This window comes from Nocardioides antri (assembly GCF_008373765.1).
In the GTDB taxonomy this organism is placed as follows: Bacteria; Actinomycetota; Actinomycetes; order Propionibacteriales; family Nocardioidaceae; genus Nocardioides; species Nocardioides antri.
This window is the reverse complement of sequence record NZ_VUJW01000010.1, coordinates 288,830-309,199: the sequence shown is the minus strand read 5'-3', so window position 1 is coordinate 309,199 and position 20,370 is coordinate 288,830. Positions and strand designations below refer to the sequence as shown.

The 20,370-nt window shown below is 73.0% G+C and carries 24 protein-coding genes; 7 read left to right on the top strand and 17 right to left on the bottom strand.

Annotation, left to right across the window (positions count from 1 at the left end):
- The first annotated feature begins 3 nt into the window (after positions 1 to 3).
- Positions 4 to 618, top strand: coding sequence for a TetR/AcrR family transcriptional regulator (locus tag F0U47_RS17295; RefSeq protein WP_149751703.1), 615 nt, complete (start codon positions 4 to 6; stop codon positions 616 to 618).
- On the opposite strand, the gene F0U47_RS17290 is transcribed toward F0U47_RS17295, so the two are convergent.
- From F0U47_RS17290 to F0U47_RS17270, 5 genes are read right to left on the bottom strand one after another with little or no spacing between them, the layout of a single operon-like run.
- Positions 604 to 804 (bottom strand): ferredoxin, encoded by a 201-nt coding sequence (locus F0U47_RS17290; protein WP_149751702.1) that lies wholly within the window; start codon positions 802 to 804, stop codon positions 604 to 606. The two genes, F0U47_RS17295 and F0U47_RS17290, sit on opposite strands and share 15 nt — an antisense overlap.
- A 1-nt stretch (position 805) precedes the next feature.
- A complete protein-coding gene (locus tag F0U47_RS17285) occupies positions 806 to 2,026 on the bottom strand; it encodes an NADH-ubiquinone oxidoreductase-F iron-sulfur binding region domain-containing protein (RefSeq protein ID WP_149751701.1) in 1,221 nt (406 codons plus the stop codon).
- Complete coding sequence (locus tag F0U47_RS17280) at positions 2,023 to 2,571, bottom strand: DUF8596 domain-containing protein (protein ID WP_149751700.1); 549 nt, start codon at positions 2,569 to 2,571, stop codon at positions 2,023 to 2,025. The genes F0U47_RS17285 and F0U47_RS17280 overlap by 4 nt, the downstream gene beginning before the upstream one ends.
- Positions 2,568 to 3,479, bottom strand: a complete 912-nt coding sequence (locus tag F0U47_RS17275; RefSeq protein ID WP_149751699.1) for an FAD:protein FMN transferase — start codon at positions 3,477 to 3,479, stop codon at positions 2,568 to 2,570. Before F0U47_RS17275 ends, F0U47_RS17280 begins: the two co-directional genes overlap by 4 nt.
- Position 3,480: 1 nt before the next feature.
- Entirely contained in the window at positions 3,481 to 3,927 is a 447-nt protein-coding gene (locus tag F0U47_RS17270; protein ID WP_149751698.1) for a hypothetical protein, read from the bottom strand.
- A gap of 158 nt (positions 3,928 to 4,085) precedes the next feature.
- Between F0U47_RS17270 and F0U47_RS21325 the strand changes: the two genes are divergently transcribed.
- Positions 4,086 to 4,658: a hypothetical protein gene (locus F0U47_RS21325; RefSeq protein WP_188111396.1), complete on the top strand. Its 573-nt coding sequence runs from the start codon at positions 4,086 to 4,088 to the stop codon at positions 4,656 to 4,658.
- A 4-nt stretch (positions 4,659 to 4,662) separates the two neighbouring features.
- Here the strand turns inward: F0U47_RS21325 and F0U47_RS17260 are convergent, their stop codons facing one another.
- The gene (locus F0U47_RS17260) at positions 4,663 to 5,940 is read right to left on the bottom strand and encodes a sensor histidine kinase (RefSeq protein WP_149751697.1); all 1,278 of its coding nucleotides are present in this window, start codon (positions 5,938 to 5,940) and stop codon (positions 4,663 to 4,665) included.
- A complete protein-coding gene (locus F0U47_RS17255) occupies positions 5,937 to 6,632 on the bottom strand; it encodes a response regulator transcription factor (RefSeq protein WP_149751696.1) in 696 nt (231 codons plus the stop codon). The genes F0U47_RS17260 and F0U47_RS17255 overlap by 4 nt, the downstream gene beginning before the upstream one ends.
- Before the next feature lie 56 nt (positions 6,633 to 6,688).
- Between F0U47_RS17255 and F0U47_RS17250 the strand changes: the two genes are divergently transcribed.
- Positions 6,689 to 7,270, top strand: a complete 582-nt coding sequence (locus F0U47_RS17250) for a hypothetical protein (RefSeq protein ID WP_149751695.1) — start codon at positions 6,689 to 6,691, stop codon at positions 7,268 to 7,270.
- Positions 7,271 to 7,274: 4 nt separating this feature from the next.
- Here F0U47_RS17250 and F0U47_RS17245 read toward each other — a convergent pair whose 3' ends face one another.
- From F0U47_RS17245 to paaA, 9 genes are read right to left on the bottom strand one after another with little or no spacing between them, the layout of a single operon-like run.
- Positions 7,275 to 8,066 carry an enoyl-CoA hydratase/isomerase family protein gene (locus tag F0U47_RS17245; RefSeq protein WP_149751694.1) on the bottom strand — a complete coding sequence of 264 codons (792 nt, stop codon included), beginning with the start codon at positions 8,064 to 8,066 and terminating at the stop codon, positions 7,275 to 7,277.
- Positions 8,067 to 8,085: 19 nt separating this feature from the next.
- Entirely contained in the window at positions 8,086 to 8,919 is an 834-nt protein-coding gene (locus tag F0U47_RS17240; protein WP_149751693.1) for a 3-hydroxyacyl-CoA dehydrogenase family protein, read from the bottom strand.
- Positions 8,919 to 9,671 carry an enoyl-CoA hydratase/isomerase family protein gene (locus tag F0U47_RS17235; protein ID WP_223162813.1) on the bottom strand — a complete coding sequence of 251 codons (753 nt, stop codon included), beginning with the start codon at positions 9,669 to 9,671 and terminating at the stop codon, positions 8,919 to 8,921. The genes F0U47_RS17240 and F0U47_RS17235 overlap by 1 nt, the downstream gene beginning before the upstream one ends.
- The gene (locus F0U47_RS17230) at positions 9,668 to 10,834 is read right to left on the bottom strand and encodes a thiolase family protein (RefSeq protein WP_149751691.1); all 1,167 of its coding nucleotides are present in this window, start codon (positions 10,832 to 10,834) and stop codon (positions 9,668 to 9,670) included. Before F0U47_RS17230 ends, F0U47_RS17235 begins: the two co-directional genes overlap by 4 nt.
- A 19-nt stretch (positions 10,835 to 10,853) precedes the next feature.
- Entirely contained in the window at positions 10,854 to 11,939 is a 1,086-nt protein-coding gene (gene paaE, locus F0U47_RS17225) for a 1,2-phenylacetyl-CoA epoxidase subunit PaaE (protein ID WP_149751690.1), read from the bottom strand.
- A gap of 1 nt (position 11,940) precedes the next feature.
- Complete coding sequence (gene paaD / locus F0U47_RS17220; protein WP_246159676.1) at positions 11,941 to 12,441, bottom strand: 1,2-phenylacetyl-CoA epoxidase subunit PaaD; 501 nt, start codon at positions 12,439 to 12,441, stop codon at positions 11,941 to 11,943.
- Complete coding sequence (gene paaC, locus F0U47_RS17215) at positions 12,438 to 13,292, bottom strand: 1,2-phenylacetyl-CoA epoxidase subunit PaaC (protein WP_149751689.1); 855 nt, start codon at positions 13,290 to 13,292, stop codon at positions 12,438 to 12,440. Before paaC ends, paaD begins: the two co-directional genes overlap by 4 nt.
- A gap of 51 nt (positions 13,293 to 13,343) precedes the next feature.
- Positions 13,344 to 13,637 carry a 1,2-phenylacetyl-CoA epoxidase subunit PaaB gene (gene paaB, locus F0U47_RS17210; protein ID WP_149751688.1) on the bottom strand — a complete coding sequence of 98 codons (294 nt, stop codon included), beginning with the start codon at positions 13,635 to 13,637 and terminating at the stop codon, positions 13,344 to 13,346.
- On the bottom strand, positions 13,634 to 14,584 hold the full coding sequence (gene paaA, locus F0U47_RS17205; RefSeq protein ID WP_149751687.1) for a 1,2-phenylacetyl-CoA epoxidase subunit PaaA: 951 nt from the start codon (positions 14,582 to 14,584) through the stop codon (positions 13,634 to 13,636). Before paaA ends, paaB begins: the two co-directional genes overlap by 4 nt.
- A gap of 116 nt (positions 14,585 to 14,700) precedes the next feature.
- On the opposite strand from paaA, the gene paaZ reads away from it, so the two are divergent.
- The 3 genes from paaZ (at position 14,701) to F0U47_RS17190 (ending at position 18,306) form a co-directional block, all read left to right on the top strand.
- Positions 14,701 to 16,758, top strand: coding sequence for a phenylacetic acid degradation bifunctional protein PaaZ (gene paaZ, locus F0U47_RS17200; RefSeq protein WP_149751686.1), 2,058 nt, complete (start codon positions 14,701 to 14,703; stop codon positions 16,756 to 16,758).
- A complete protein-coding gene (locus F0U47_RS17195) occupies positions 16,751 to 17,377 on the top strand; it encodes a TetR/AcrR family transcriptional regulator (protein WP_149751685.1) in 627 nt (208 codons plus the stop codon). Before paaZ ends, F0U47_RS17195 begins: the two co-directional genes overlap by 8 nt.
- 86 nt (positions 17,378 to 17,463) lie before the next feature.
- Positions 17,464 to 18,306 (top strand): 3-hydroxybutyryl-CoA dehydrogenase, encoded by an 843-nt coding sequence (locus F0U47_RS17190; RefSeq protein ID WP_149751741.1) that lies wholly within the window; start codon positions 17,464 to 17,466, stop codon positions 18,304 to 18,306.
- Positions 18,307 to 18,312: 6 nt separating this feature from the next.
- Here the strand turns inward: F0U47_RS17190 and F0U47_RS17185 are convergent, their stop codons facing one another.
- The gene (locus F0U47_RS17185) at positions 18,313 to 18,684 is read right to left on the bottom strand and encodes an MmcQ/YjbR family DNA-binding protein (protein ID WP_149751684.1); all 372 of its coding nucleotides are present in this window, start codon (positions 18,682 to 18,684) and stop codon (positions 18,313 to 18,315) included.
- Positions 18,685 to 18,782: 98 nt separating this feature from the next.
- Here F0U47_RS17185 and F0U47_RS17180 point away from each other — a divergent pair, with 98 nt between their 5' ends.
- Positions 18,783 to 20,333: an ABC transporter substrate-binding protein gene (locus F0U47_RS17180; protein ID WP_149751683.1), complete on the top strand. Its 1,551-nt coding sequence runs from the start codon at positions 18,783 to 18,785 to the stop codon at positions 20,331 to 20,333.
- Positions 20,334 to 20,370 lie beyond the last annotated feature (37 nt).

Here is a 20,370-nt window from a genome sequence, read left to right as displayed (position 1 = left end):
TCGATGGGTCATCACGGCTGGCAGGGCAACCCGCCGCGGACCGAGGCCGAGGCGCGGGAGCGCATCGTCGCTGCTGCGGCGACCTGCCTCGAGCGGTTCGGGCCCGCCAAGACGACGCTCTCCGACGTCGCGGGCGAGCTCGGTGTCACCCGGCAGACGGTGTACCGCTACTACGCCAACCTCGCCGAGCTCTTCGCGGCCGTCGCGCACGCCGGGCTCGAGGACTTCGTGGACCGGATGCAGCAGCACCTGTCCACCTTCACCACGCCGTCCGAGGCGGCGATCGAGTCCGTGGTCTACGCCGTGCACGCGATCCCGCAGGAGCGACACATCGGCGCGCTGTTCCAGGCCGGCGAGACCGACGTCTTCAGTCGCGACACGACCTCGTCGATGGCGGTCGCGCTGGGCGCCGGCATCCTGCGCCGGATCCCCGTCGACTGGTCCGAGATCGGCGTCGAGGACGACGAGCTGGAGGGTCTCGCCGAGATCCTGATGCGGTTGTTCGTGTCGTTCCTGCAGTACCCGGCGGATCCCCCGCGGTCCGAGGACGAGCTCCGCGCGCTCGTACGCCGATGGCTCGGCCCGGCGCTCGCGCCGAGCCGGTCACGTCTGGACTAGTCGCAGGGCCATCCGCGGGCAGCCGCGCACCGCCGCCCGCGCCGCTCCCGTCAGCTCGGGCGTGATCTCGCCGGTCACGACCGGGTAGCCCCACTCGTCGAGCTCGATCGCCTCGGGCAGCAGCTCGAAGCACAGGCCGCGGGCCCGGCAGACGGGCCAGTCCACGCGCAGTCGTCCGTTCGCCATCTCAGCCTCCCCGTCCGTCGCGCGGGTAGGAGCACCCGCCGCGTGCGTGCCGGTCCACCTCGTCGGGGAACCGCTCGAGCGCGGAGCGGACCATGCGGGCCGTGCCGTCCGGGTGGGCGCAGGCGCCCCGGCGCTCCACCAGGGCGCACAGTCGCTCGGCTTCCGCGATCCCGCCGCGCCCGGCGACCACCCGCTCCAGCGCGGCCGCCAGCGCCGGCAGGCCGTTGAAGCACGGCCCGCAGCGGCCGGCGCTCTCGCCGGCGAGGTACGACGCCACGGCGCTCGCGAAGGTCAGCGGGCAGCAGTCGGGCACGAGCACCACGCCCGCGCCGAGGGTGAGCCCGGCAGCGGCAAGGCCGACCCGGGACACGGTGAGGGCGCGCAGCTCGCCGGCCGCGGCCCAGGTGCCGTGGTAGCCCCCGAGCAGCACCGGCCGGCCGAGGTCCTCGAGCGCGAGCACGTCGTACCACGGGCTGGCGAGCTCGACCTCGACCACCCGGCGCCCGCCGCCGTCGTGGACGGTCAGGAGGGTCGTCCCGGGCTCGGCCGCGGTGCCGTGGGCGACGTAGGCGTCCGGGCCGTGGAGCGTCAGCAGGGCCAGCTGGGCGTAGGTCTCGGCGTTGGACAGCAGGGTCGGGCGTCCCTGGTAGCCCCGCACGGCGGCCGGCTGCCAGGTGGTGACCGGCCGGTTGGGCCGTCCCGACATCAGCTCGACCACAGCACTGGCCTGGCCGGCGACGAACACGTCGTCGGCCCGGTGGACCGCCCACGAGACGCGCTCCCCCGCGCGCTCGGCGACGGCGGTGGCCATCGCGTCTCGTACGGCGCGCTCGTTGTCGGGCACGACCAGGTGGATCCGGCGCGTCTTGAGGGCTTCGGCCGCGATCATGGCGCCGTCGAGGATCAGGTGTGGCGCCGTCGTCGCGAGCGCCGCGTCCTTCGAGCTGGGCGGCTCGCCCTCGCTGACGTTGACCACGACCGTCGCTCGGCCGCGCGCCTGGGCGGTGGACGCCAGCTTGCGGGCGAACGGGAAGCCCGCACCGCCGCGGCCGCGCAGGTCGATCCGCTCGAGGTCGGCGAGCAACGTCGCGAGCCGGGTCCGGCCCGGGGACCCGTGGAGGGCCCGGTGCGCGGCGAGGGAGGGACCGCCGCCGATCGCGGAGAGCAGGCGGGGACCCCGCACGACGGTGACCTCCGCGGTGCGCAGCGTGTCGGTGCTCATGCCGGCTCCCCCTGCCGCACGGGCTGGGGCGACCCGACCCGCGCCAGGACGGCGACGGCCACCAGCGCGACTGCGACGAGGTAGCAGCCGACGGCCCACGGCTCGCGCCGGTCGGTGCCGATCGCGAGGCCGTGCACGAGCCCCAGCGCCCACGCCAAGTGGGCGAGCTGGTGCACGCGGTGCCAGCGGCTGAGGCCAAGTCGTGCCCGGACCATCGTCGTCACCACGACGGCGAGGAAGAGATCGGTCGCCACGGTGCCGGCCGCCACCCAGAGCGGCTCGTAGCCGGAGCCGTACGGCACGAACGCGATCCACCACCGGATGTCGACGAACTCGTCGAGCACGGCGGTCACGATGTGCCCGGCCAGCAGGGCCATTCCGAACAGGCTGAGGTTGCGGTGCAGCGCGCGGGTGACGAAGGCCGGCACCTGCGACCCGGCGCGGCCCCGAGTGGCCAGGACGCCCAGGCACACGCTGATGGTGAGGACGGCGAGCAGCGCCATCCCCGTTCCCCGGTTGAGGAACCACAGCATCGCGTCGCTCATGCCGCCTCCACCTCCGCCGGCCACTCGCCGACCGTCCGGACCGAGCCGTCCGCCAGCACCAGGCGCGCGTGCACGCCGCGATCAGCGAGCCATCCCGCTGCCTCGGCGCCGAGGACGAGGGCCGCGGTCGACGCGACGTTCGCGCCGACCGCGGCCTCCCCGAGCGTGGTGGCCGTGCGCACCGCCCCGGTGACGGGGGCACCCGTGCGCGGGTCGATCAGGTGGTGGGCCCAGCCGCCGTCGGTGCGCCACCGCCGGGCCAGGATCGTCGACGTCGCCATCCCGCCGCTGCTCAGGCCGACGGCCTGGCCGTGGCCGCTGTGCTCGGTCTCGGTGACCCGCAGCGGCCATGCCGAGGTCGCGCGCCCCGCGACCCGCACGTCGCCGCCGAGGCTGACGAGGACCCCGCAGCCGAGCTCGTCGGCCAGGGTCTCGGCGACCAGGTCGGCAGCCCAGGCCTTCGCGGTCGCGCCCAGGTCGAGCAGGCAGTCCTGCGGGACCAGCAGTGCGCCGTCGTCCCACCGGATCTCGCGCCAGTCGGGCAGCGGCGCCGCGACATCGGGTACGGCGACCCCGGACCGGCGCACGAGGACGTCGAGGTCGACGTCGTACCCCCAGCTCACCAGGGCCCGCCCTACACACGGGTCGACCAGCCCGTCGGTGATCCGGGCCGCGTCCACCGCGACCCGGGTCGCCGCGACGAGCAGCGGGTCGACCTCCACCCACCGACCCGGCGCGGCATTGAGCCGGGACAGGTCCGAGTCCTCGCGGAACCGGCTGCAGGTGCGATCGACGTCGTCGAGCAGCTGTCGGGTCAGGACCTCGGCCCGTGGGAGGAGAGCCTCGTCGTCGACGTACAGGTGGACGTAGGTGCTCCACGCCCGCCACCGCGCCATGCCGGTCGCCATGTCACGACCCCGACGACTGCGACGGCGGAGGGGGCGGCGGGGGCGGCTGCGACGGACCGGACTGGCTGCTGCCCGGCCCGGAGTTGCCCGACCCGCCCGAGCTGCCCGAGCTGCCCGAGCCGCCGGAGCTGCTGGTGCTGGTGCTGGTCGAGCCGCTGGTGCCGGTCGATGACACCGGCGTCGCCTCGCCGCCACCGACGGTCACCTGGACGACCCGGGTCACGACCTTCGTCCGCACCGGTCGCTCCTTCATGATGACGCGCTTCCCTCGCGCGGCTGCCTGCGCCGGCGGGTGCCCGGTCGCCTGCGCGGCCTGCTCCTGCGCGGTCTTCGCCTCGGCCATCCCCGTCGCGGCTCCGGTCGCGGCGGCCACCGCGCAGGTGGCGAGCCCGGTCACGGCGGTGACGGCCAGCCGGTAGCGGTCACGCTGTCTCGCGTCGTACGTCATGTCGCTCCTCCTCGGACGGGGTACGACGAGACTCGGGCGGGCGAGCCTAGGCCGGCCTCAGTGCTCCGTTAAGAGCACGTCATCACCGGGCGACTTCTTGACGTGTCCTTGAGGGTCCCGCGATGTGCGCCTATCGATCGGGCGACCACGCTGCCGCCATGAAGCTCACGACACTCGCGATCACCGCAGTCGTCGTGGCCGCGTCCGGCACCGCCGGTGTGGTGGCCTACGACGCGACCGCCCCCGCCGACAGCACAGCCGAGGCCGCACCCACGAAACCCGGACGGGCCCGCGCCGTCACGAAGCTGGCCGACTGCCCCAAGGGCACCGTCCCGCGGTCCAAGGTGTGCCTGCGGATCGAGGAGCGGACCCTGACGGAGTACGTCGCCGCGCCGGCCGCGCCGCCGCTGCAGTCCACCTCGGTCGGCACCACGGAGGGGAGCCCGGGCGGTGACGGCCACGGTGGTGGCGGCGGGGACGGCGGCGGGGACGGTCGCCACGACGACGTCGACCACCCGGACGACCACGACGACGATCACGACGACGATCACGACGACGATCACGACGACTGGGACGACGACGATGATCACGACGACCACGACGACGACCGGGACGACGACGATCACGATGACGACCACGACGACGACCGGGACGACGACGATGACGACGACGACCGGGACGACGACCGGGACGACGACGACCGGGACGACGACGACCGCGACGACGACTGAGGAGTCAGGCGGGCACGTGCTGGGTGCTGGGGAGGCTCAGCAGGACCGTCGTCCCCTCGCCGGACCTGATGTCGATGGTGCCGCCGATCGACGCGACCGTGCGCCGGGCGATCTGGAGGCCGAGGCCCGTGGACCCGGGGCGCTCGCCCGGCGGGCGGGCGTCGATCCCCGGCCCGTTGTCGGCGACCTCGATGACGACGTGATCGTCGGGCACCGCCAGCCTGACCGCGAGCGCCGTGTCGTCGGGGGTGTGGGCGAACACGTTGTCGACGAGGACGTCGAGCACGTCGGTCAGGTCGGCCGCGTCGACCGGGACCGGCGCCGGGCCGTCCGGCAGGGTCACCTCGACCGGGCGCTCCTGGTCCTCGGCGAGCGCGGACCAGAACGCCATCCGCTCGGCCACCACGGCACGGGCGTCACAGCCGGGGCGCATCGCGTGGCGGACCGGGCGCCGGGCGTCGCGGACGATCGCGTCGACCGTGCGCTGGAGCTGCGCGACGTGCGACTGGAGCCGGTCGGCGACCTCCGGGTCCGCCACCGCGTCGGCGTCCAGCCGCAGCGCGGTGACCGGCGTGCGGAGACGGTGCGACAGGTCGCCGACGGCGGCGCGCTCGGCGACGAGCAGCTCGCTGATCCGGTCGGCCAGCTGGTTGAACGCCTCGGCCAGCTCCACCGTCTCCGGCGGACCGGTCGGCACCGCACGGGCGTCGAGCTCGCCGTCGCGCAGCCGCAGCGCGACCTCGGCGAGCTCCGTGACCGGCGTCGCGATGCGGCGGGCGAGCCGGTCGGCGATCACGATCGCCAGCACGGTCAGCAGCAGGCCGAGCAGACCGATCGCCAGCCACGCCCGGGTCACCCCCGCCGACAGCTGGTCCTCGTCGACGCGGGCGCGGACGACGTACGTCCCGTCGGCGGTCACGACGGGCGTGAGGATCGTGACCCCGGAGTCGTCGGCCACGGTGAACGCCTCACCCGCGCGGGCGCGGGCGACGTCGGGGTCCGCCGCCAGGCCCTCGACCTGAGCTCCGAGCACCCTGCGCCGGGGCGTCACCACACTGGTCTCGACGTCGGTGCTGGCGGTGGCCGTGCGGACGACGTCGGCGAGGCCGGGGTCGCCGTGGAGGCCGGACACCACGAGCGCCACGTCGTCGGCGTCGTCCTGGGCGCTGCTCACGGCTCGCTCGTGCGCGAGCGTCTGCACGAGCAGGCACAGCGGGATCACGAACCCGAGGATCACTGCTGATGTCGTGCCCGCGACCAACCAGCCGATCCGCCGCCTCATCCGGCGGGCCTCCCGGACGGCGCCTCCAGTCGGACGCCGACGCCGCGGACCGTGTGCAGGTAGCGGGGGTGCGCAGCCGACTCGCCGAGCTTGCGCCGCAGCCACGACAGGTGCACGTCGAGCGTGCGGTCGGCGCCGCCGTACGGCTGCTGCCACACCTCGGCCAGCAGCTCGCGCTTGGTCACCACCTCGCCCGCGCGCGACGCGAGCGCGACCAGCAGGTCGAACTCCCGCCGGGCCAGCTCCAGCTCACGTCCGGCGAGGGTCGCCGTCCGCGAGCGCGGGTCCACCACCAGCTCCCCGACCTCGATCGGGCCGGAGCCGGGCCCGGTCGCCGTACGCCGGAGCACCGCACGGATCCGGGCCGCCACCTGCTCGATCCCGAACGGCTTCACGACGTAGTCGTCGGCGCCCTGGTCGAGGGTGGCGACGATCGACTGGTCGTCGTCCTGCGCGGTCACCACGACCACCGGGACGTCCGACACCGCCCGGATCATCGCGAGCAGCTTGCGACCGTCGACGTCCGGGAGACCGAGGTCGAGCACGACGACGTCCGGGCAGTCCTTGACGACGTGCTCGAGGACCGGAAGACCGGAGGGGTACGACGCGACGGCGTGCCCCCGCTCCGTCAGCCCGCCGATGAGGCCGCGCCGGATCGCGGGATCGTCCTCGACCACGACCACGCTCGCCATGCTGCGAAGGTACGGGAACGCCCCCGCGCTCGCGAGCAGACGGGACAATGGGGCCGATGAGAAGACCGTGGTGGATCTCGGCGGGGCTCGCCTGGGCGGGCGTCGTCGCCGTCGTCGCGCTCGTGACGTGGTGGGTGATCGACTCCGCGGGCGAGGAGGTCCTCGCCGAGCCGGCACCCGACGGACTGACACCGTCGGCGACCACGACCGCCCCCTCGGACGACCGGACGCCCCGGGACCCCCGGAGCACCCGCACACCCCGAACGACGCCGCCCGGCGGCCCGTCCGAGGACACGCCCGGCGCCGGCCCCTCGACCGCGCCGACGGTCGCCACAACCGCCCCGCAGACGATCGTCCCTCCTCCCCCGCCGTCGGGCGACGCGACGTCGGAGGCTGCGCCCGTCAGCCGTTCGAGCACCTGGCAGGGCGAGGCCGGCGTGGTCCGGGTCTCCTGCACCGGGGACGACCTGCGGCTCGACGGGGCGAGCCCCGCCGACGGCTACGAGATCGACACCAACACCCGCCACAGCGGCCGTGAGCTCGAGGTGAGGTTCCGCTCGACGGACGGCGACCGCGAGACCGAGGTCCACGCGACCTGCGTCGGCGGCGCGCCCGACTTCCGGGTCGAGAACGACTGACGTCCTACTCGCCGGCGAACGTCGGCCGCTCCCGGTTGAGGAAGGCCGTGACGGCGCCGGCGTGGTCCTGGCTGGCGCCGCAGCGCGCCTGGGCCACCGCCTCCTCGCCGAGGGTGTCGGCCAGGCTCCGGTCGAGACCGACGGCCAGCAGCCGCTTCGACTCGGCGTAGGCGAGCGTGGGGCCGGCGGCGAGCCGGGCGGCGGTCTCCGCAGCGGTCGCCGCCACGTCGTCGACCGGGACGACCTGGCCGGCGATCCCCCATGTCACCGCCTCCTCCGGCGTGAAGTTGCGGCCCAGGAGCACCAGCTCCCGGGCGCGGGCCTCGCCGACCGCACGCGGCAGGGTGCTGGCCAGCCCGGAGTCGCAGGTGAGACCGATCGCCGTGAACGCCGTACCGAGCGTGGCACCGGCGGCGAACACCCGCAGGTCGCACGCGAGCGCGAACCCGAGCCCGGCGCCGACGCAGGTGCCGTTGACCGCGGCGACCACCGGCTTCGGCATCGTCGCGAGCGCGGTGACGATCGGCGTGTAGTGCTGGACGACGGTGTCGAACGCCGTGGCCGGGTCCTCCTCGAGCGCGTCGGCGTGCTCGCCGAGGTCCTGCCCGACGCAGAACGCCGACCCGGAGCCGGTGAGCACCACGGCCCTGACGTCGGTGTCCTCGGCTATCCCCGCCAGCGCCGTCACCAGCGCCTCCTTGACCTCGACGGTCAACGCGTTGCGGCGGTCGGGTCGGTTGAGGGTGACGGTCGCGACCGCGTCGGCGCGGTCGACGAGCACGGGTTGGTCGGTCATCGTTCCTCCTGCAGGGTGGTTACCACGAGTAGAACCCTTGTCCGGTCTTGCGGCCCAGCTCGCCGGCCGCGACCTTCTCGCGCAGCAGGGCCGGCGGCGCGAACCGCGGACCGAGCTCGCGCTCGAGGTGCTCGGCGATCGACAGTCTCACGTCGAGACCGACGATGTCGGTCGTCCGCAGCGGTCCGACGGGGTGTCGGTAGCCGAGCGTCATCGCGGTGTCGATGTCCGCTGCGCTCGCGACGCCCTCCTCGAGCATCCGCACCGCCTCCAGCGCGATCGCGACCCCGAGGCGGCTGCTGGCGAAGCCCGGTGAGTCCCGCACGGTGATCGCGGTCTTGCCGAGCGCCGCGACCCAGGCCTGGGCATCGGCGACGAGCGCCGGCGACGTCCGCCTGCCCACGACGACCTCGACCAGGTCGCTGACCGGGACCGGGTTGAAGAAGTGGAGGCCCACCAGGCGGGAGGGGTCGGGCAGCGCGTCCGCCAGCTGGTCGATGGACAGCGAGCTGGTGTTGGTGCCGACCACCGCCTCCGGCGCTACGGCGGCGATCCGGGCCAGCACCTCGCGCTTGAGGTCGACCAGCTCCGGGACCGCCTCGACGACCAGGCCCGTCGGACGGAGCCGGTCGGGGTCGGTCACGACCTCCACCGAGCCGACCACGGCCACGCCCTTCTCGACCGCTCGGCCCAGGCTCTTCGCGACCCGGTCCCGCGCCGCGACCGCCGCCTCCTCGTCGCTCTCGACGACCGTCACGGAGGCCCCTGCGACGGCGAACGCATGGGCGATCCCGGCGCCCATCCGGCCTCCGCCGTACACGCCGATCGCCTGCGGCAGCGGGGCCACGGTCATCACTTCTCCTTCTCCGGCTTCGAGCGCCGCTCGAGGAACGCGGTCATCCGCTCGTGCTTGTCCTGGGTCTCGAAGAGCACCGCCTGGGCGATGTCGTCGATGAGCGGGTGCGCCTCCCGCGGGGCGTGGAACGCCCGTTTGGTGAGGCGTACGGCGAGCGGCGCCTGGGCGGCGATCCGGTCGGCCAGCCGGTGGCCGGCGGCCTCCAGGTCCTCCGCCGGGACGACCTCGTTGAGCAGTCGTACGGCGAGCGCCTCGTCGGCCCCGAGGACCCGCCCGGCGAGCAGGATCTCCTTGGCGAGCGGCTCCCCCACCAGCTCGCGCAGCCGCCACGTCGCCCCGGCCGCGGCGAGGATCCCCAGCCCGGGCTCGGGGTTGCCGATCCGCGTGGCCGGGGTGCCGATCCGGAAGTCGCAGGCGTAGGCGAGCTCTGCTCCCCCGCCGAGCGCGTAGCCGTCGACGAGGGCGATCACGGGCATCGGCAGCCGGGCGATCCGGTCGAAGACGCCGGAGTTGATGCCGGCGAGGGCGTCGTCGCGCCGCCGCTCGCGGAGCTGGACGATGTCGGCACCGGCGGCGAACGTGCCGCCGGACCCGATGACCATCGCCACCCGCGGCTCGTCCTCCAGCAACCGGCAGGCCTCGTGGAGCGCGTCGACGGTTGCGTGGTCGATGGCGTTGCGGACCTCGGGCCGGTCGAGCCGGAGCACGACCCGGTCGTCGTGCTCCTCGACGAGCACCGGCCCGGTCACGGCCGCTCCAGCAGCAGCGCGGAGCCCTGGCCGACGCCCACGCACATCGTGGCCAGGCCGCGGCGCCCACCGGTGCGCTCCAGCCGGTGCAGCAGGGTGACCGTGATCCGCGTTCCCGAGCAGCCGAGCGGGTGCCCCAGCGCGATCGCGCCCCCGTCCGGGTTGACGACCTCCTCGTCGAGGCCGAGGTCCCGCACGCACGCGAGCGACTGCGAGGCGAAGGCCTCGTTGAGCTCGACGGAGTCGAGGTCGGCCACCGACCAGCCGGCGCGGGCGAGCACCTTGCGGGTGGCCGGCACCGGTCCGATGCCCATGATGTCGGGGGCGACCCCGGCGCTGGCCCCGGCGACGACCCGCGCCCGTGGCTGCAGACCGTGCCGCGCGGCGTACGCCTCGCTCACGAGCACGACGGCCGCGGCGCCGTCGTTGAGCGGGCTGGAGTTGCCCGCCGTGATGACGCCGCCCGGCCCGTGGATCGGGCGGAGCTGTGCCAGCTTCTCCGCCGTGGTGTCGGCGCGCGGCCCCTCGTCCTGGGTCGTCTCGCCGACCGCGACCAGCTCGGCGTCGAAGTGCCCGTCCTTCTGGGCCGCCACCGCCCGCTGGTGCGACCGCAGCGCGAACGCGTCGAGCTCCTCCCGGGCCAGTGCCCATCGCTCGGCGACCCGCTCCGCGGTCTGCGGCATCGTGATCGTGGTGTCGGCGTCGAACGCCGGGTTGGGGAACCGCCAGCCGATCGAGGTGTCCCAGGTCCGGCCGGGCTTCGCCCAGGCCCGCGCGGGCTTCTCGGTGACCCACGGCGCGCGGGTCATCGACTCCACGCCACCCGCGACGACGACGTCGGCGTCACCCGAGGCGATCATCTGCCGGGCCGTGGTGATCGCCGTGAGCCCGGAGGCGCACAGTCGGTTGACGGTGAACCCGGGGACGCTGTCGGGCAGGCCGGCCAACAGCGTGGCCATCCGGGCGACATTGCGGTTGTCCTCGCCGGCCTGGTTGGCGGCGCCGAGCACGACCTCGTCGATGTCGGCCGGGTCGATGCCGCTCCTGTCGACGACGGCGCGGACCACGAGCGCGGCGAGGTCGTCAGGGCGTACGCCGGCCAGCGCACCGGCGTGCCGGCCGATCGGCGTGCGTACGCCGTCGAGGATGAATGCCTCGGACATAGGTCTCCTTGCGCGGCTCTCAGGCGTCGAAGTCGACGGTGACTGCAGGGCTGACGGGGTAGGTCTGGCAGGTGAGCACGAAGTTGCGCTCGACCTCGTCGGGCTCGAGCGCGTAGTTGCGGACCATGTCGACCTCGCCGTCGCAGACCTTGGCGCGGCAGGTGCCGCAGACCCCGCCCTTGCAGGCGAACGGCAGGTCGCTCCGGATCTCCTGGGCGGAGTCGAGGATGGACTTGGCCCGCTCCATCGGCGTGGTCGTCGTACGCCCGTCGAGGGTGACGGTCACCTCGCTCGTCACCCCGTCGACGACGCGGTCGGCGTGCCGGAGCTGCGGGGGCGGCTCGTCGACATAGAAGAGCTCGAAGTGCACCTTCTCCGCCGGGACCCCCAGCTCCTCCAGGACCGCTCGTGCGTCCGCCAGCATGCCGAACGGCCCGCACAGCCAGACGTGGTCCATGTCGGCGAGGGGCACCAGGAGCGTCAGGAGGTCGCGGAGCCGGTCGGCGTCCAGCCGCCCGGAGAACAGCTCGACGTCGCGCGGCTCCCGGGACAGGACGTGCACCAGGTCGAAGCGGTGGTGGTGGACGTCCTTGAGGTCGGACAGCTCCTCGGCGAACATCACCGACGTCGTAGCCCGGTTGCCGTAGAGGAGCGTCACGTGCGCCTGCGGGTTGGCCAGCACCGACGCGGCGATCGACAGCATCGGCGTGATCCCGGAGCCGGCCGCGATGCACAGGTGCCGGCCGCCCGCGGCGGGATCGGCGCGGAAGCTGCCGCTCGGCGGCTGCACCTCGATCCGGTCGCCCGGGCGCACCTGGTGAACGAGCCACGAGGAGAACAGGCCGCCGGGGATCTCGCGGACACCGATCCGCGGAGGGGACCCGACGGGCGAGCAGATGGAGTACGTCCGCCGGTGCTCGACGCCGTCGATCGTGCGGCGGAGGGTCAGCGACTGGCCGGCCTCGAAGGCGAAGGTCTCCTGCAGGTCGTCCGGTACGGCGAACGTGACCGCCACCGAGTCGTCGGTCAGCCGCTGGACGTCGGTGACGGTGAGGGCGTGGAAGGCGGTCCGGGCCGCCCGGTCGGGGGCGAGGGTCGCGGTCACGTCAGATCTCCTTCACGTGGTCGAACGGCTCGAGGCACGCCCGGCACCGGTACATCGCCTTGCAGGCGGTCGACCCGAACTCCGAGGTCAGCGCGACGTCGTCGGCCCCGCACCGCGGGCACCGGACCGAACGCCGGGTCGGCGCCAGCTGGAGGGTGACCGACTCCTCGCGACGGGGCGCAGGCCCCGGGGGCGAGATCCCGGCCTCGGTCAGCGCCGCCCTGCCCTCCGGGGTGATCCAGTCGGTGGTCCACGCCGGGTCGAGGGTGACCCGCACCCGGGCGTCGCCGAACCCCGCGTCCCGCAGCGTCCGGACCAGGTCGTCGCGCATCGTCGCCATCGCCGGGCAGCCGGAGTACGTCGGCGTGATGGCCACGACGACCGCGCCGTCGTCGTCCAGGGCGACTTCCCGCAGCACCCCGAGGTCGTGCAGCGTGAGCATCGGCAGCTCGGGGTCGACGACCGAGGCCGCCACCGCCCGCGCCTGCTCCAGGGTGCTCACCAGAGCCCCATCGGGTGCGCACGGGCCACGACCTGCATCTCGGCCAGCAGCCGGCTCAGGTGCTCGGTGTGCCCGCCCACGGTCGAGACGGGTCGTACGCCGGGCGCTGCGACGCCGCTGGTGGCCAGCACCTGCTCGAGCACGACCTCGGCATCCTGGTCGTCCCCGAGCTCGTGGCGGTAGGCCCAGACCTGAGCCAGCGCCGCCTCGAGGCGCCGCCGGGACTCCTCGGTCCCGCGCGCCAGGGTGAGGAACCACCGGCCCGCGAAGTCGCGGTGGTAGGCCAGCTCCTTCAGGCCCTTCACCGCGACCGCGCGCAGGACGGCGTCGGGGTGCGCGGTGAGCCGCTGGAAGAGCGCGAGCCGGTAGGTCGAGAACACCAGGACCCGGCAGATCGTCTCGGCGAAGTCGCCGTTGGGGAGCTCGACCAGGCAGACGTTGCGAAACTCGCGGTCGCTGCGGAAGAACGCCAGCGCGTCCTCCGGCGGCACCGGGGACCCCTCCGGCAGGGCCGGCACCAACGACGGGTCGGCTGCCGCCGCCCTGGCCAGGAGCAACCGCGCCTGGCCGAGCAGGTCCAGCGCGATGTTGGCCAGCGCGATGTCCTCCTCCAGGTCGGGGGCGCGGCTGCACCACTCCGAGAGCCTTTGGGAAAGGATCAGCGCGTCGTCGCCCAGCTGGAGGCAGTACGCCGCCAGCTCCTGCGCGTCGACCCCCTCGGGGACCGTGGTGTCGACGCCGGCCAGCGGGTCCTCGAAGTCGGTGCCGAAAGCCCAGTGGGCGTCGTTGACGAGCAGGCCGGCGTACGCCGAGTCGTGGTCGTCGGCTTCGTGGGTGTGGACTTCAGCCATCGGGTCTTTCCTGGTGATCGCGTCTTCCTTGGTGATCGAGCCTGTCGAGATTCACATGTGAGGCACGTCGTCGGGGATGTCGTAGAACGTCGGGTGCCGGTAGACCTTGTCGCCGCTCGGCGCGAACAGCGGGTCCTTCTCGTCCGGGCTCGACGCGGTGATCTCGTCGGAGCGGACCACCCAGATCGAGACGCCCTCGTTGCGGCGGGTGTAGACGTCGCGGGCGTGGCGCACGGCCATCTCGTCGTCGGGTGCGTGCAGCGAGCCGACGTGGACGTGGTTGAGGCCGCGCTTGCCACGGACGAAGACCTCGTAGAGCGGCCACTCGCCCCGGACGTCGCTCATGCCGGCACCTCCTCGTCGTTCGCGTTCGCGAAGGCCACCGCGGCCTCGCGCACCCAGGCGCCCTCGTCCCACGCGCGCTTGCGGTGGGCGATGCGCTGCGCGTTGCACGGACCGCTGCCCTTCACGACGTCCCAGAACTCGTCCCAGTCCGGCTGGCCGAAGTCGTGCGCGCCGCGCTCCTCGTTCCACACCAGGTCGGGGTCGGGCAGGGTGACGCCCAGCGCCTCGGCCTGAGGCACGGTCATGTCGACGAACCGCTGCCGCAGCTCGTCGTTGGTATGGGTCTTGATCCCCCACGCCATCGACTGCTCGGTGTTCGGCGACGCGTCGTCGGGCGGGCCGAACATCATCAGCGCCGGCCACCAGAAGCGGTCGACCGACTCCTGCACCATCGCCCGCTGCTCGTCGGTGCCGCGCATCATCGTCATCAGCAGCTCGTAGCCCTGCCGCTGGTGGAAGGACTCCTCCTTGCAGATCCGGATCATCGCCCGTCCGTAGGGCCCGTACGACGTGCGGCACAGCGGCACCTGGTTGCAGATCGCAGCGCCGTCGACCAGCCACCCGATGGTGCCGACGTCGGCGTACGACAGCGCCGGGTAGTTGAAGATCGAGGAGTACTTCTGCTTCCCGGCGATGAGCATCTCGGTCAGGTGCTGCCGGGAGACGCCGAGCGTCTCCGTGGCGGAGTACAGGTAGAGCCCATGGCCGGCCTCGTCCTGCACCTTGGCCAGCAGGGTCGCCTTGCGCCGCAGCGACGGCGCGCGGCCGATCCAGGCGCCCTCCGGCTGCATGCCGATGATCTCCGAGTGCGCGTGCTGGGCGACCTGCCGCACCACGGTCTTCCGGTAGGCGTCGGGCATCCAGTCGCGCGGCTCGATGCGGTCCTTGCGGCGGACGGTCGCCTCGAACTGCGCGGCGAGCTCGGGTTCCGCGACGGCGGACGACATGGGCACCTCCAGGGCGACAACGACTATTTACTGACCGAACGTTCTGTAATACTGTGGCACACGCATCCGGGTCGCGCAACGGCCCGCCCCGACCCCCATCGGAAGGAAGCGCAACCGTGAGCGCACTGCTGGAGAGCTATGTCGCGGGCAGCTGGTTCCGCGCGCAGGACGAGGGCGAGCCGGTCCTCGACGCGGTCACCGGCGAGGAGGTCGCCCGGGTCTCGAGCCGAGGGCTCGACCACGCCGCCCTGGTGTCCTACGGGCGCGAGGTCGGCGGTCCCGCCGTACGACGGCTGACCTTCCACGAGCGCGCCGGACTGCTGAAGGCGCTCGCCAAGCACCTCGGCCAGCACAAGGACGAGTTCTACGAGGTCTCCCGCCACACCGGTGCCACCCGGCGCGACTCGATGGTCGACATCGACGGCGGCATCGGCACCCTGTTCTCCTACGCGAGCAAGGGCGCCCGCGAGCTGCCCAACGACACCGTCGTGCTCGACGGCGGGACCGAGGCGCTCGGTCGCGGCGGGACCTTCGTCGGTCAGCACATCCACACGTCGCGCACGGGCGTCGCCGTGCAGATCAACGCCTTCAACTTCCCGGTCTGGGGCATGCTCGAGAAGCTCGCGCCGGCGTTCCTCGCAGGGCTGCCCAGCATCGTGAAGCCGGCCAGCCAGACGGCGTACCTCACCGAGGCCGTGGTCCGGCGCATCCTCGAGTCCGGGATCCTCCCAGAGGGCAGCCTCCAGCTGGTCTGCGGCAGCGCAGGCACGCTCCTCGACGAGCTCGGCGAGCAGGACTCCGTGGCGTTCACCGGGTCCGCCCACACCGGCGAGATCCTGCGCAACCATCGCGCGGTCCTCCACCGCGGCGTCCGCCTCGGGGTCGAGGCGGACTCCCTCAACTGCTCGATCCTGGGGCCCGACGTGAAGACCGAGGACCCGGAGTTCGACCTCTTCGTGAAGAGCGTCGTCACCGAGATGACGGTGAAGGCCGGCCAGAAGTGCACCGCGATCCGCAGGACGATCGTCCCGGCACCGATGACCGACGCCGTCGTCGAGGCGATCAGCGCGCGCCTCGCCAAGATCACCGTCGGCGACCCTGCCGACGAGTCCGTGCGGATGGGCGCTCTCGCGAGCCTCGCCCAGCGCGACGAGGTGCGGAAGGCGATCGAGGCGCTGCGCAACAGCTCCGACGTGGTCTTCGGCGACCCGGACCGTGTCGACGTCGTGGGCGCCGACCCCGAGCGGGGCGCGTTCATGTCGCCGGTGCTGCTCAAGGCCCACCCCGGTGCCGCCGAGCCACACGACGTCGAGCCCTTCGGCCCGGTGTCCACGGTGCTGCCCTACTCCTCCACCGAGGAGGCGGTCGAGCTCGCCGCCCGCGGCAGGGGCAGCCTGGTCGCCTCCGTCGCGACCCATGACCCCGGCTTCGCGCGCGACGTCACCCTGGGCCTGGCGCCCTGGCACGGCCGGATCCTCGTGCTCGACCGCGACGACGCCGCCGAGGCTGCGGCGGCGGGCGGGCACGGCAGCCCGCTTCCCGTGCTGGTGCACGGCGGTCCCGGACGCGCCGGTGGCGGCGAGGAGCTCGGCGGCATCCGCGGCGTGCTCCACCACATGCAGCGCACCGCGGTCCAGGGCTCCCCCGACATGCTCACCGCGATCACCGGCCGCTGGACCACCGGCTCCCAGCGGCGCGACGACGACGTGCACCCCTTCCGCAAGAGCCTGCAGGAGCTGCGGATCGGCGACAGCATCGTGTCCGAGCCGCGCACGGTCAGCCTCGCCGACATCGACCACTTCGCGGAGTTCACCGGCGACACGTTCTACGCCCACACCGACCCGGAAGCAGCGGCCGCCAACCCGCTGTTCGGCGGGATCGTCGCCCACGGGTACCTCGTGGTCTCGCTGGCCGCCGGCCTCTTCGTCGACCCCGACCCGGGACCGGTGCTGGCCAACTTCGGTGTCGACAACCTGCGGTTCCTCACGCCGGTGAAGGCCGAGGACACCATCCGGGTGACGCTCACCGTCAAGCAGATCACGCCCCGGTCCTCCGCCGACTACGGCGAGGTCCGGTGGGACGCGGTCGTCACCAACCAGGACGACGCCCCGGTGGCGACGTACGACGTGCTCACCCTGGTCGCGAAGACCTGGGACGATCAGGCGCATGCCTGACGTCACTGCCGCGCCCGCCGCCCCGGCTGCACGACGTCCGCGCGGACGGCCGGGCTACGACCAGGACACGGTCCTGCGGCGGGCGATCGACCTCTTCAACCGGCAGGGCTACGACGCCACGTCGATCAACGACCTCGCCGTCGACCTCGGGATCACGAAGTCGGCGATCTACCACCACTTCGACAGCAAGGAAGCGATCCTCGCGGCTGCCCTCGACGAGGCCCTGGACGGGCTCGACGCGGCCGTCGCCGCCGCTGCCGACGCGACCCGCGACGAGCGCGCCTACGACCGGTTGCAGGCCACGGTCCAGGCTGCCGTCCACATCCTCGTCGCCCACCTGCCGGCAGTGACCCTGCTTCTGCGGGTCCGCGGCAACAGCCCGTTGGAGCAGGCGGCGCTCGAGCGTCGGCGCCACATCGACGAGCGGCTCGCGACGGTGGTCAAGCAGGCCGTCGACGAGGGCGACCTGCGCGACGACCTGGACCCGGAGATCGTGAGCCGTCTCGTGTTCGGCATGGTCAACTCGCTGGTCGACTGGTACCGCCCGGACGGGCCGATCCCACCGGAGACGCTCGCTTCGGCCGTGACCGGCGTGCTCTTCCACGGTCTGCACGGCTGAGCCCGATAAGAGCGAGTTTGCTGACCCGCCAGTAGCCAATAGCGTGGCGGCGCGGGGGCAGATCACAGGGATGGGATGCGCACATGATGGAACGGATCGGCGTCGTGGGTGGCGGCCTGATGGGGTCGGGCATCGCGGAGGTGTGCGCCCGCGCCGGCTGCGACGTGCTCGTGGTCGAGTCGGACGCACCCGCTGCTGAGGCCGCCCGGGCACGCATCGAGAAGTCCGTACGACGCGCGGCCGAGCGCGGCAAGATCCTCCACCCCGACGACGTGCTGGCGCAGGTCCGCGTCGGCACCGACCTCGACGAGCTCGCCGACCGCGAGCTCGTCATCGAGGCGATCGTCGAGAACGAGGACGCCAAGGTCGACCTCTTCGCGAAGCTCGACAAGATCGTCGCGCCCGACGCGATCCTCGCGTCCAACACCTCGTCGATCCCGATCATGAAGCTCGCCGTCGTCACGCAGCGGCCGCAGCAGATCCTCGGCATCCACTTCTTCAACCCGGTCCCCGTCCTCAAGCTGGTCGAGCTGGTCCCGAGCCTGATGACGTCGGAGGAGACGACGACCCGGTCCCGCGCGTTCGTCGAGCAGCAGCTGGGCAAGCAGGCGATCCTGTGCCAGGACCGCGCGGGCTTCGTGGTCAACGCGCTGCTGATCCCGTTCATCCTGTCGGCGATCCGGATGATGGAGTCGGGCTTCGCCACGCCCGAGGACATCGACCACGGTCTGGTGCTCGGCGCCGCCCACCCGCAGGGGCCGCTCGCTCTGGCCGACCTGATCGGCCTCGACACGGTCAAGGCCGTCGCGGAGTCGCTCTACGAGGAGTTCAAGGAGCCGCTCTACGCTCCCCCGCCGCTGCTCCTGCGGATGGTGTCCGCCGGGCTGCTCGGCCGGAAGACCGGCCGGGGCTTCTACACCTACGACTGAGGCCGGCTAGGCGCCCGGCCGCTCCACCAGCTCGGCGAGTCGCTGTGGCGCCTGCACGCAGTAGGAGTCGGTCAGCAGCTCGGCGAGCTCGTCCCAGTCGGTGTCCTCGTCGAGCAGGATGCCGACGACGTTGCCGCCCCAGCTGCCCTTGAAGTACGGCGCCCCGAGGTGCTCGAACGCGAGCACCTCGTCGGGCTCCGCGCGGAACGTGATCCGGTAGAGCTGGTCCTCACCGCCGAACACGTGCGCCACGGTCGCCTGGCCGACCCGCCAGCGCACACCGGTCCACGCGGCCTCCTCGTAGCACTCGGGGAAGGCCTCGAACACGGCACGCAGCCGCTCCACCCAGTCGAGAGGGACGTCGGGACGTTCGGGCACGACCCGAAATCTGCCACAGCGCGCCGACAGCGGCGTCGACTTGTCTTTTGAGAACGGTTCTCATTATCGTCCAGCCCACCAACGAGAGAAGGCGGACGATGCAGAGGTTTCGGCGCACGAGCGCAGCAGTCACCGTGGCGATGGTCCTGGGGCTCGCCCCCGGATGCAGCACGAGCCGGGCGGAGGACCACCACAGCGACACGCTGCGGGTCGCCGGCCCGTTCGAGATCCACAGCCTGGAGCCGACGGCGACCAGCGGCTTCTTCACCCGGTTGGAGGTCGCCGAGACCCTGGTGACCGCCGATCTCGAGGGCGAGCTGGCCCCGGGCCTTGCCTCTGAGTGGGCTTCCGCTCGCGGCGGGCGGACGTGGACCTTCGAGCTGGTGCCCGGCGTGACCTTCCACGACGGCACGCCGCTGACCCCCGGAGCAGCCGTCAACGCGCTCGACACCGTGCGCGAGGACGAGGCCAGCCCGCTCGCGGAGGCACCGATCGAGAAGATCTCGGCGACGGAGTCGGGCCTGCGGTTCGACCTCACGGAGCGCTACCTCACCCTGCCCGCGATCCTCACCCACTACAGCGCGATGATCCTCGCCCCGGCGGCGTACGACGACGAGGGCCGGGTCGCGGAGATGATCGGGACCGGTCCCTACCGGATCGACCGGGTCGAGCTTCCTGCCTCGATCGAGGTGACGCGGTTCGACGACTGGCGCGGCACGGCCCCGGAGATCGAGAACGTCAGCTACCAGACCGTGTCCCGACCGGAGGCCCGCGCCCTGATGGCGGCGAGTGACCAGGCGGACGTGGTGTTCCACCTCGAGCCTGCCGGCCGCCAGCAGGTCGAGGCGGCGGACGGTGTGGAGCTGGTCTCGACCCTCCAGCCGCGGACCATCCTGCTCAAGGTCAACAACGAGCACCCCGTCCTCGGCGACCTGGCCGTCCGGCGTGCGCTGAGCATGGCGCTCGACCGGGAGGCCATGGCAGACGCGGTGCTGCGCGAGCACGAGCTCGCCGCCACCCAGCTCCTCCCGCCGTCGCTGACCGCCTGGAACCAGCCCGACCTCGCGCCGCTGGAGCACGACGTCGAGGCCGCGAGGGAGCTCCTGGAGGAGGCCGGCTGGACGCCCGGGTCCGACGGCATCCTGGAGAAGGACGGCGAGCCGCTGCGGCTGAGCCTCGTCACGTACCCCGACCGGCCCGAGCTGCCGGCCCTGGCCACGGCGATCCAGGCCTCCGCCAAGGAGGTCGGCATCGACATCGAGGTCGAGGTCACCAACTCGACGGAGATCCCCGTGCGGCACGCCGACGACACCCTCGAGCTCGCGCTGGTCGCCCGCCACTTCGCGCTCGTGTCCGACCCGCTGGTCACGATCGCCGACACCTTCGCCCCCGAGGGATCCGACTGGGGAGTGCACAACTGGTCCGACCCCGACATGAGCGCCGCCGTCGATGGGTTGCTCGCCGGCCCGACGGAGGAGCGGGCGGCCGAGCTGCGTCGTACCGTCGCCACGATCGCCCAGGAGCAGCTGCCGCTGATGCCGGTCGCCTGGTACCGGATGAACGCGGCGGTCGGCGACCACGTCGACGGCTTCGTGATGGATCCGCTCGAGACCTCCTGGCACCTCTCGGAGGCCCGGTGGGCGTCCTGAGCTCGTCGGCCGGACCCTGCAGGCAGTCGGGGTCGCC

Bases quoted from the DNA above. Each gene is read 5' to 3' on its own strand.
- F0U47_RS17295 (WP_149751703.1), top strand. From the start codon at position 4: ATGGGTCATCACGGCTGGCAGGGCAACCCGCCGCGGACCGAGGCCGAG.
- F0U47_RS17290 (WP_149751702.1), bottom strand. From the start codon at position 804: ATGGCGAACGGACGACTGCGCGTGGACTGGCCCGTCTGCCGGGCCCGC.
- F0U47_RS17285 (WP_149751701.1), bottom strand. From the start codon at position 2,026: ATGAGCACCGACACGCTGCGCACCGCGGAGGTCACCGTCGTGCGGGGT.
- F0U47_RS17280 (WP_149751700.1), bottom strand. From the start codon at position 2,571: ATGAGCGACGCGATGCTGTGGTTCCTCAACCGGGGAACGGGGATGGCG.
- F0U47_RS17275 (WP_149751699.1), bottom strand. From the start codon at position 3,479: ATGGCGACCGGCATGGCGCGGTGGCGGGCGTGGAGCACCTACGTCCAC.
- F0U47_RS17270 (WP_149751698.1), bottom strand. From the start codon at position 3,927: ATGACGTACGACGCGAGACAGCGTGACCGCTACCGGCTGGCCGTCACC.
- F0U47_RS21325 (WP_188111396.1), top strand. From the start codon at position 4,086: ATGAAGCTCACGACACTCGCGATCACCGCAGTCGTCGTGGCCGCGTCC.
- F0U47_RS17260 (WP_149751697.1), bottom strand. From the start codon at position 5,940: ATGAGGCGGCGGATCGGCTGGTTGGTCGCGGGCACGACATCAGCAGTG.
- F0U47_RS17255 (WP_149751696.1), bottom strand. From the start codon at position 6,632: ATGGCGAGCGTGGTCGTGGTCGAGGACGATCCCGCGATCCGGCGCGGC.
- F0U47_RS17250 (WP_149751695.1), top strand. From the start codon at position 6,689: ATGAGAAGACCGTGGTGGATCTCGGCGGGGCTCGCCTGGGCGGGCGTC.
- F0U47_RS17245 (WP_149751694.1), bottom strand. From the start codon at position 8,066: ATGACCGACCAACCCGTGCTCGTCGACCGCGCCGACGCGGTCGCGACC.
- F0U47_RS17240 (WP_149751693.1), bottom strand. From the start codon at position 8,919: ATGACCGTGGCCCCGCTGCCGCAGGCGATCGGCGTGTACGGCGGAGGC.
- F0U47_RS17230 (WP_149751691.1), bottom strand. From the start codon at position 10,834: ATGTCCGAGGCATTCATCCTCGACGGCGTACGCACGCCGATCGGCCGG.
- paaC (WP_149751689.1), bottom strand. From the start codon at position 13,292: ATGGCTGAAGTCCACACCCACGAAGCCGACGACCACGACTCGGCGTAC.
- paaB (WP_149751688.1), bottom strand. From the start codon at position 13,637: ATGAGCGACGTCCGGGGCGAGTGGCCGCTCTACGAGGTCTTCGTCCGT.
- paaA (WP_149751687.1), bottom strand. From the start codon at position 14,584: ATGTCGTCCGCCGTCGCGGAACCCGAGCTCGCCGCGCAGTTCGAGGCG.
- F0U47_RS17195 (WP_149751685.1), top strand. From the start codon at position 16,751: ATGCCTGACGTCACTGCCGCGCCCGCCGCCCCGGCTGCACGACGTCCG.
- F0U47_RS17190 (WP_149751741.1), top strand. From the start codon at position 17,464: ATGGAACGGATCGGCGTCGTGGGTGGCGGCCTGATGGGGTCGGGCATC.
- F0U47_RS17180 (WP_149751683.1), top strand. From the start codon at position 18,783: ATGCAGAGGTTTCGGCGCACGAGCGCAGCAGTCACCGTGGCGATGGTC.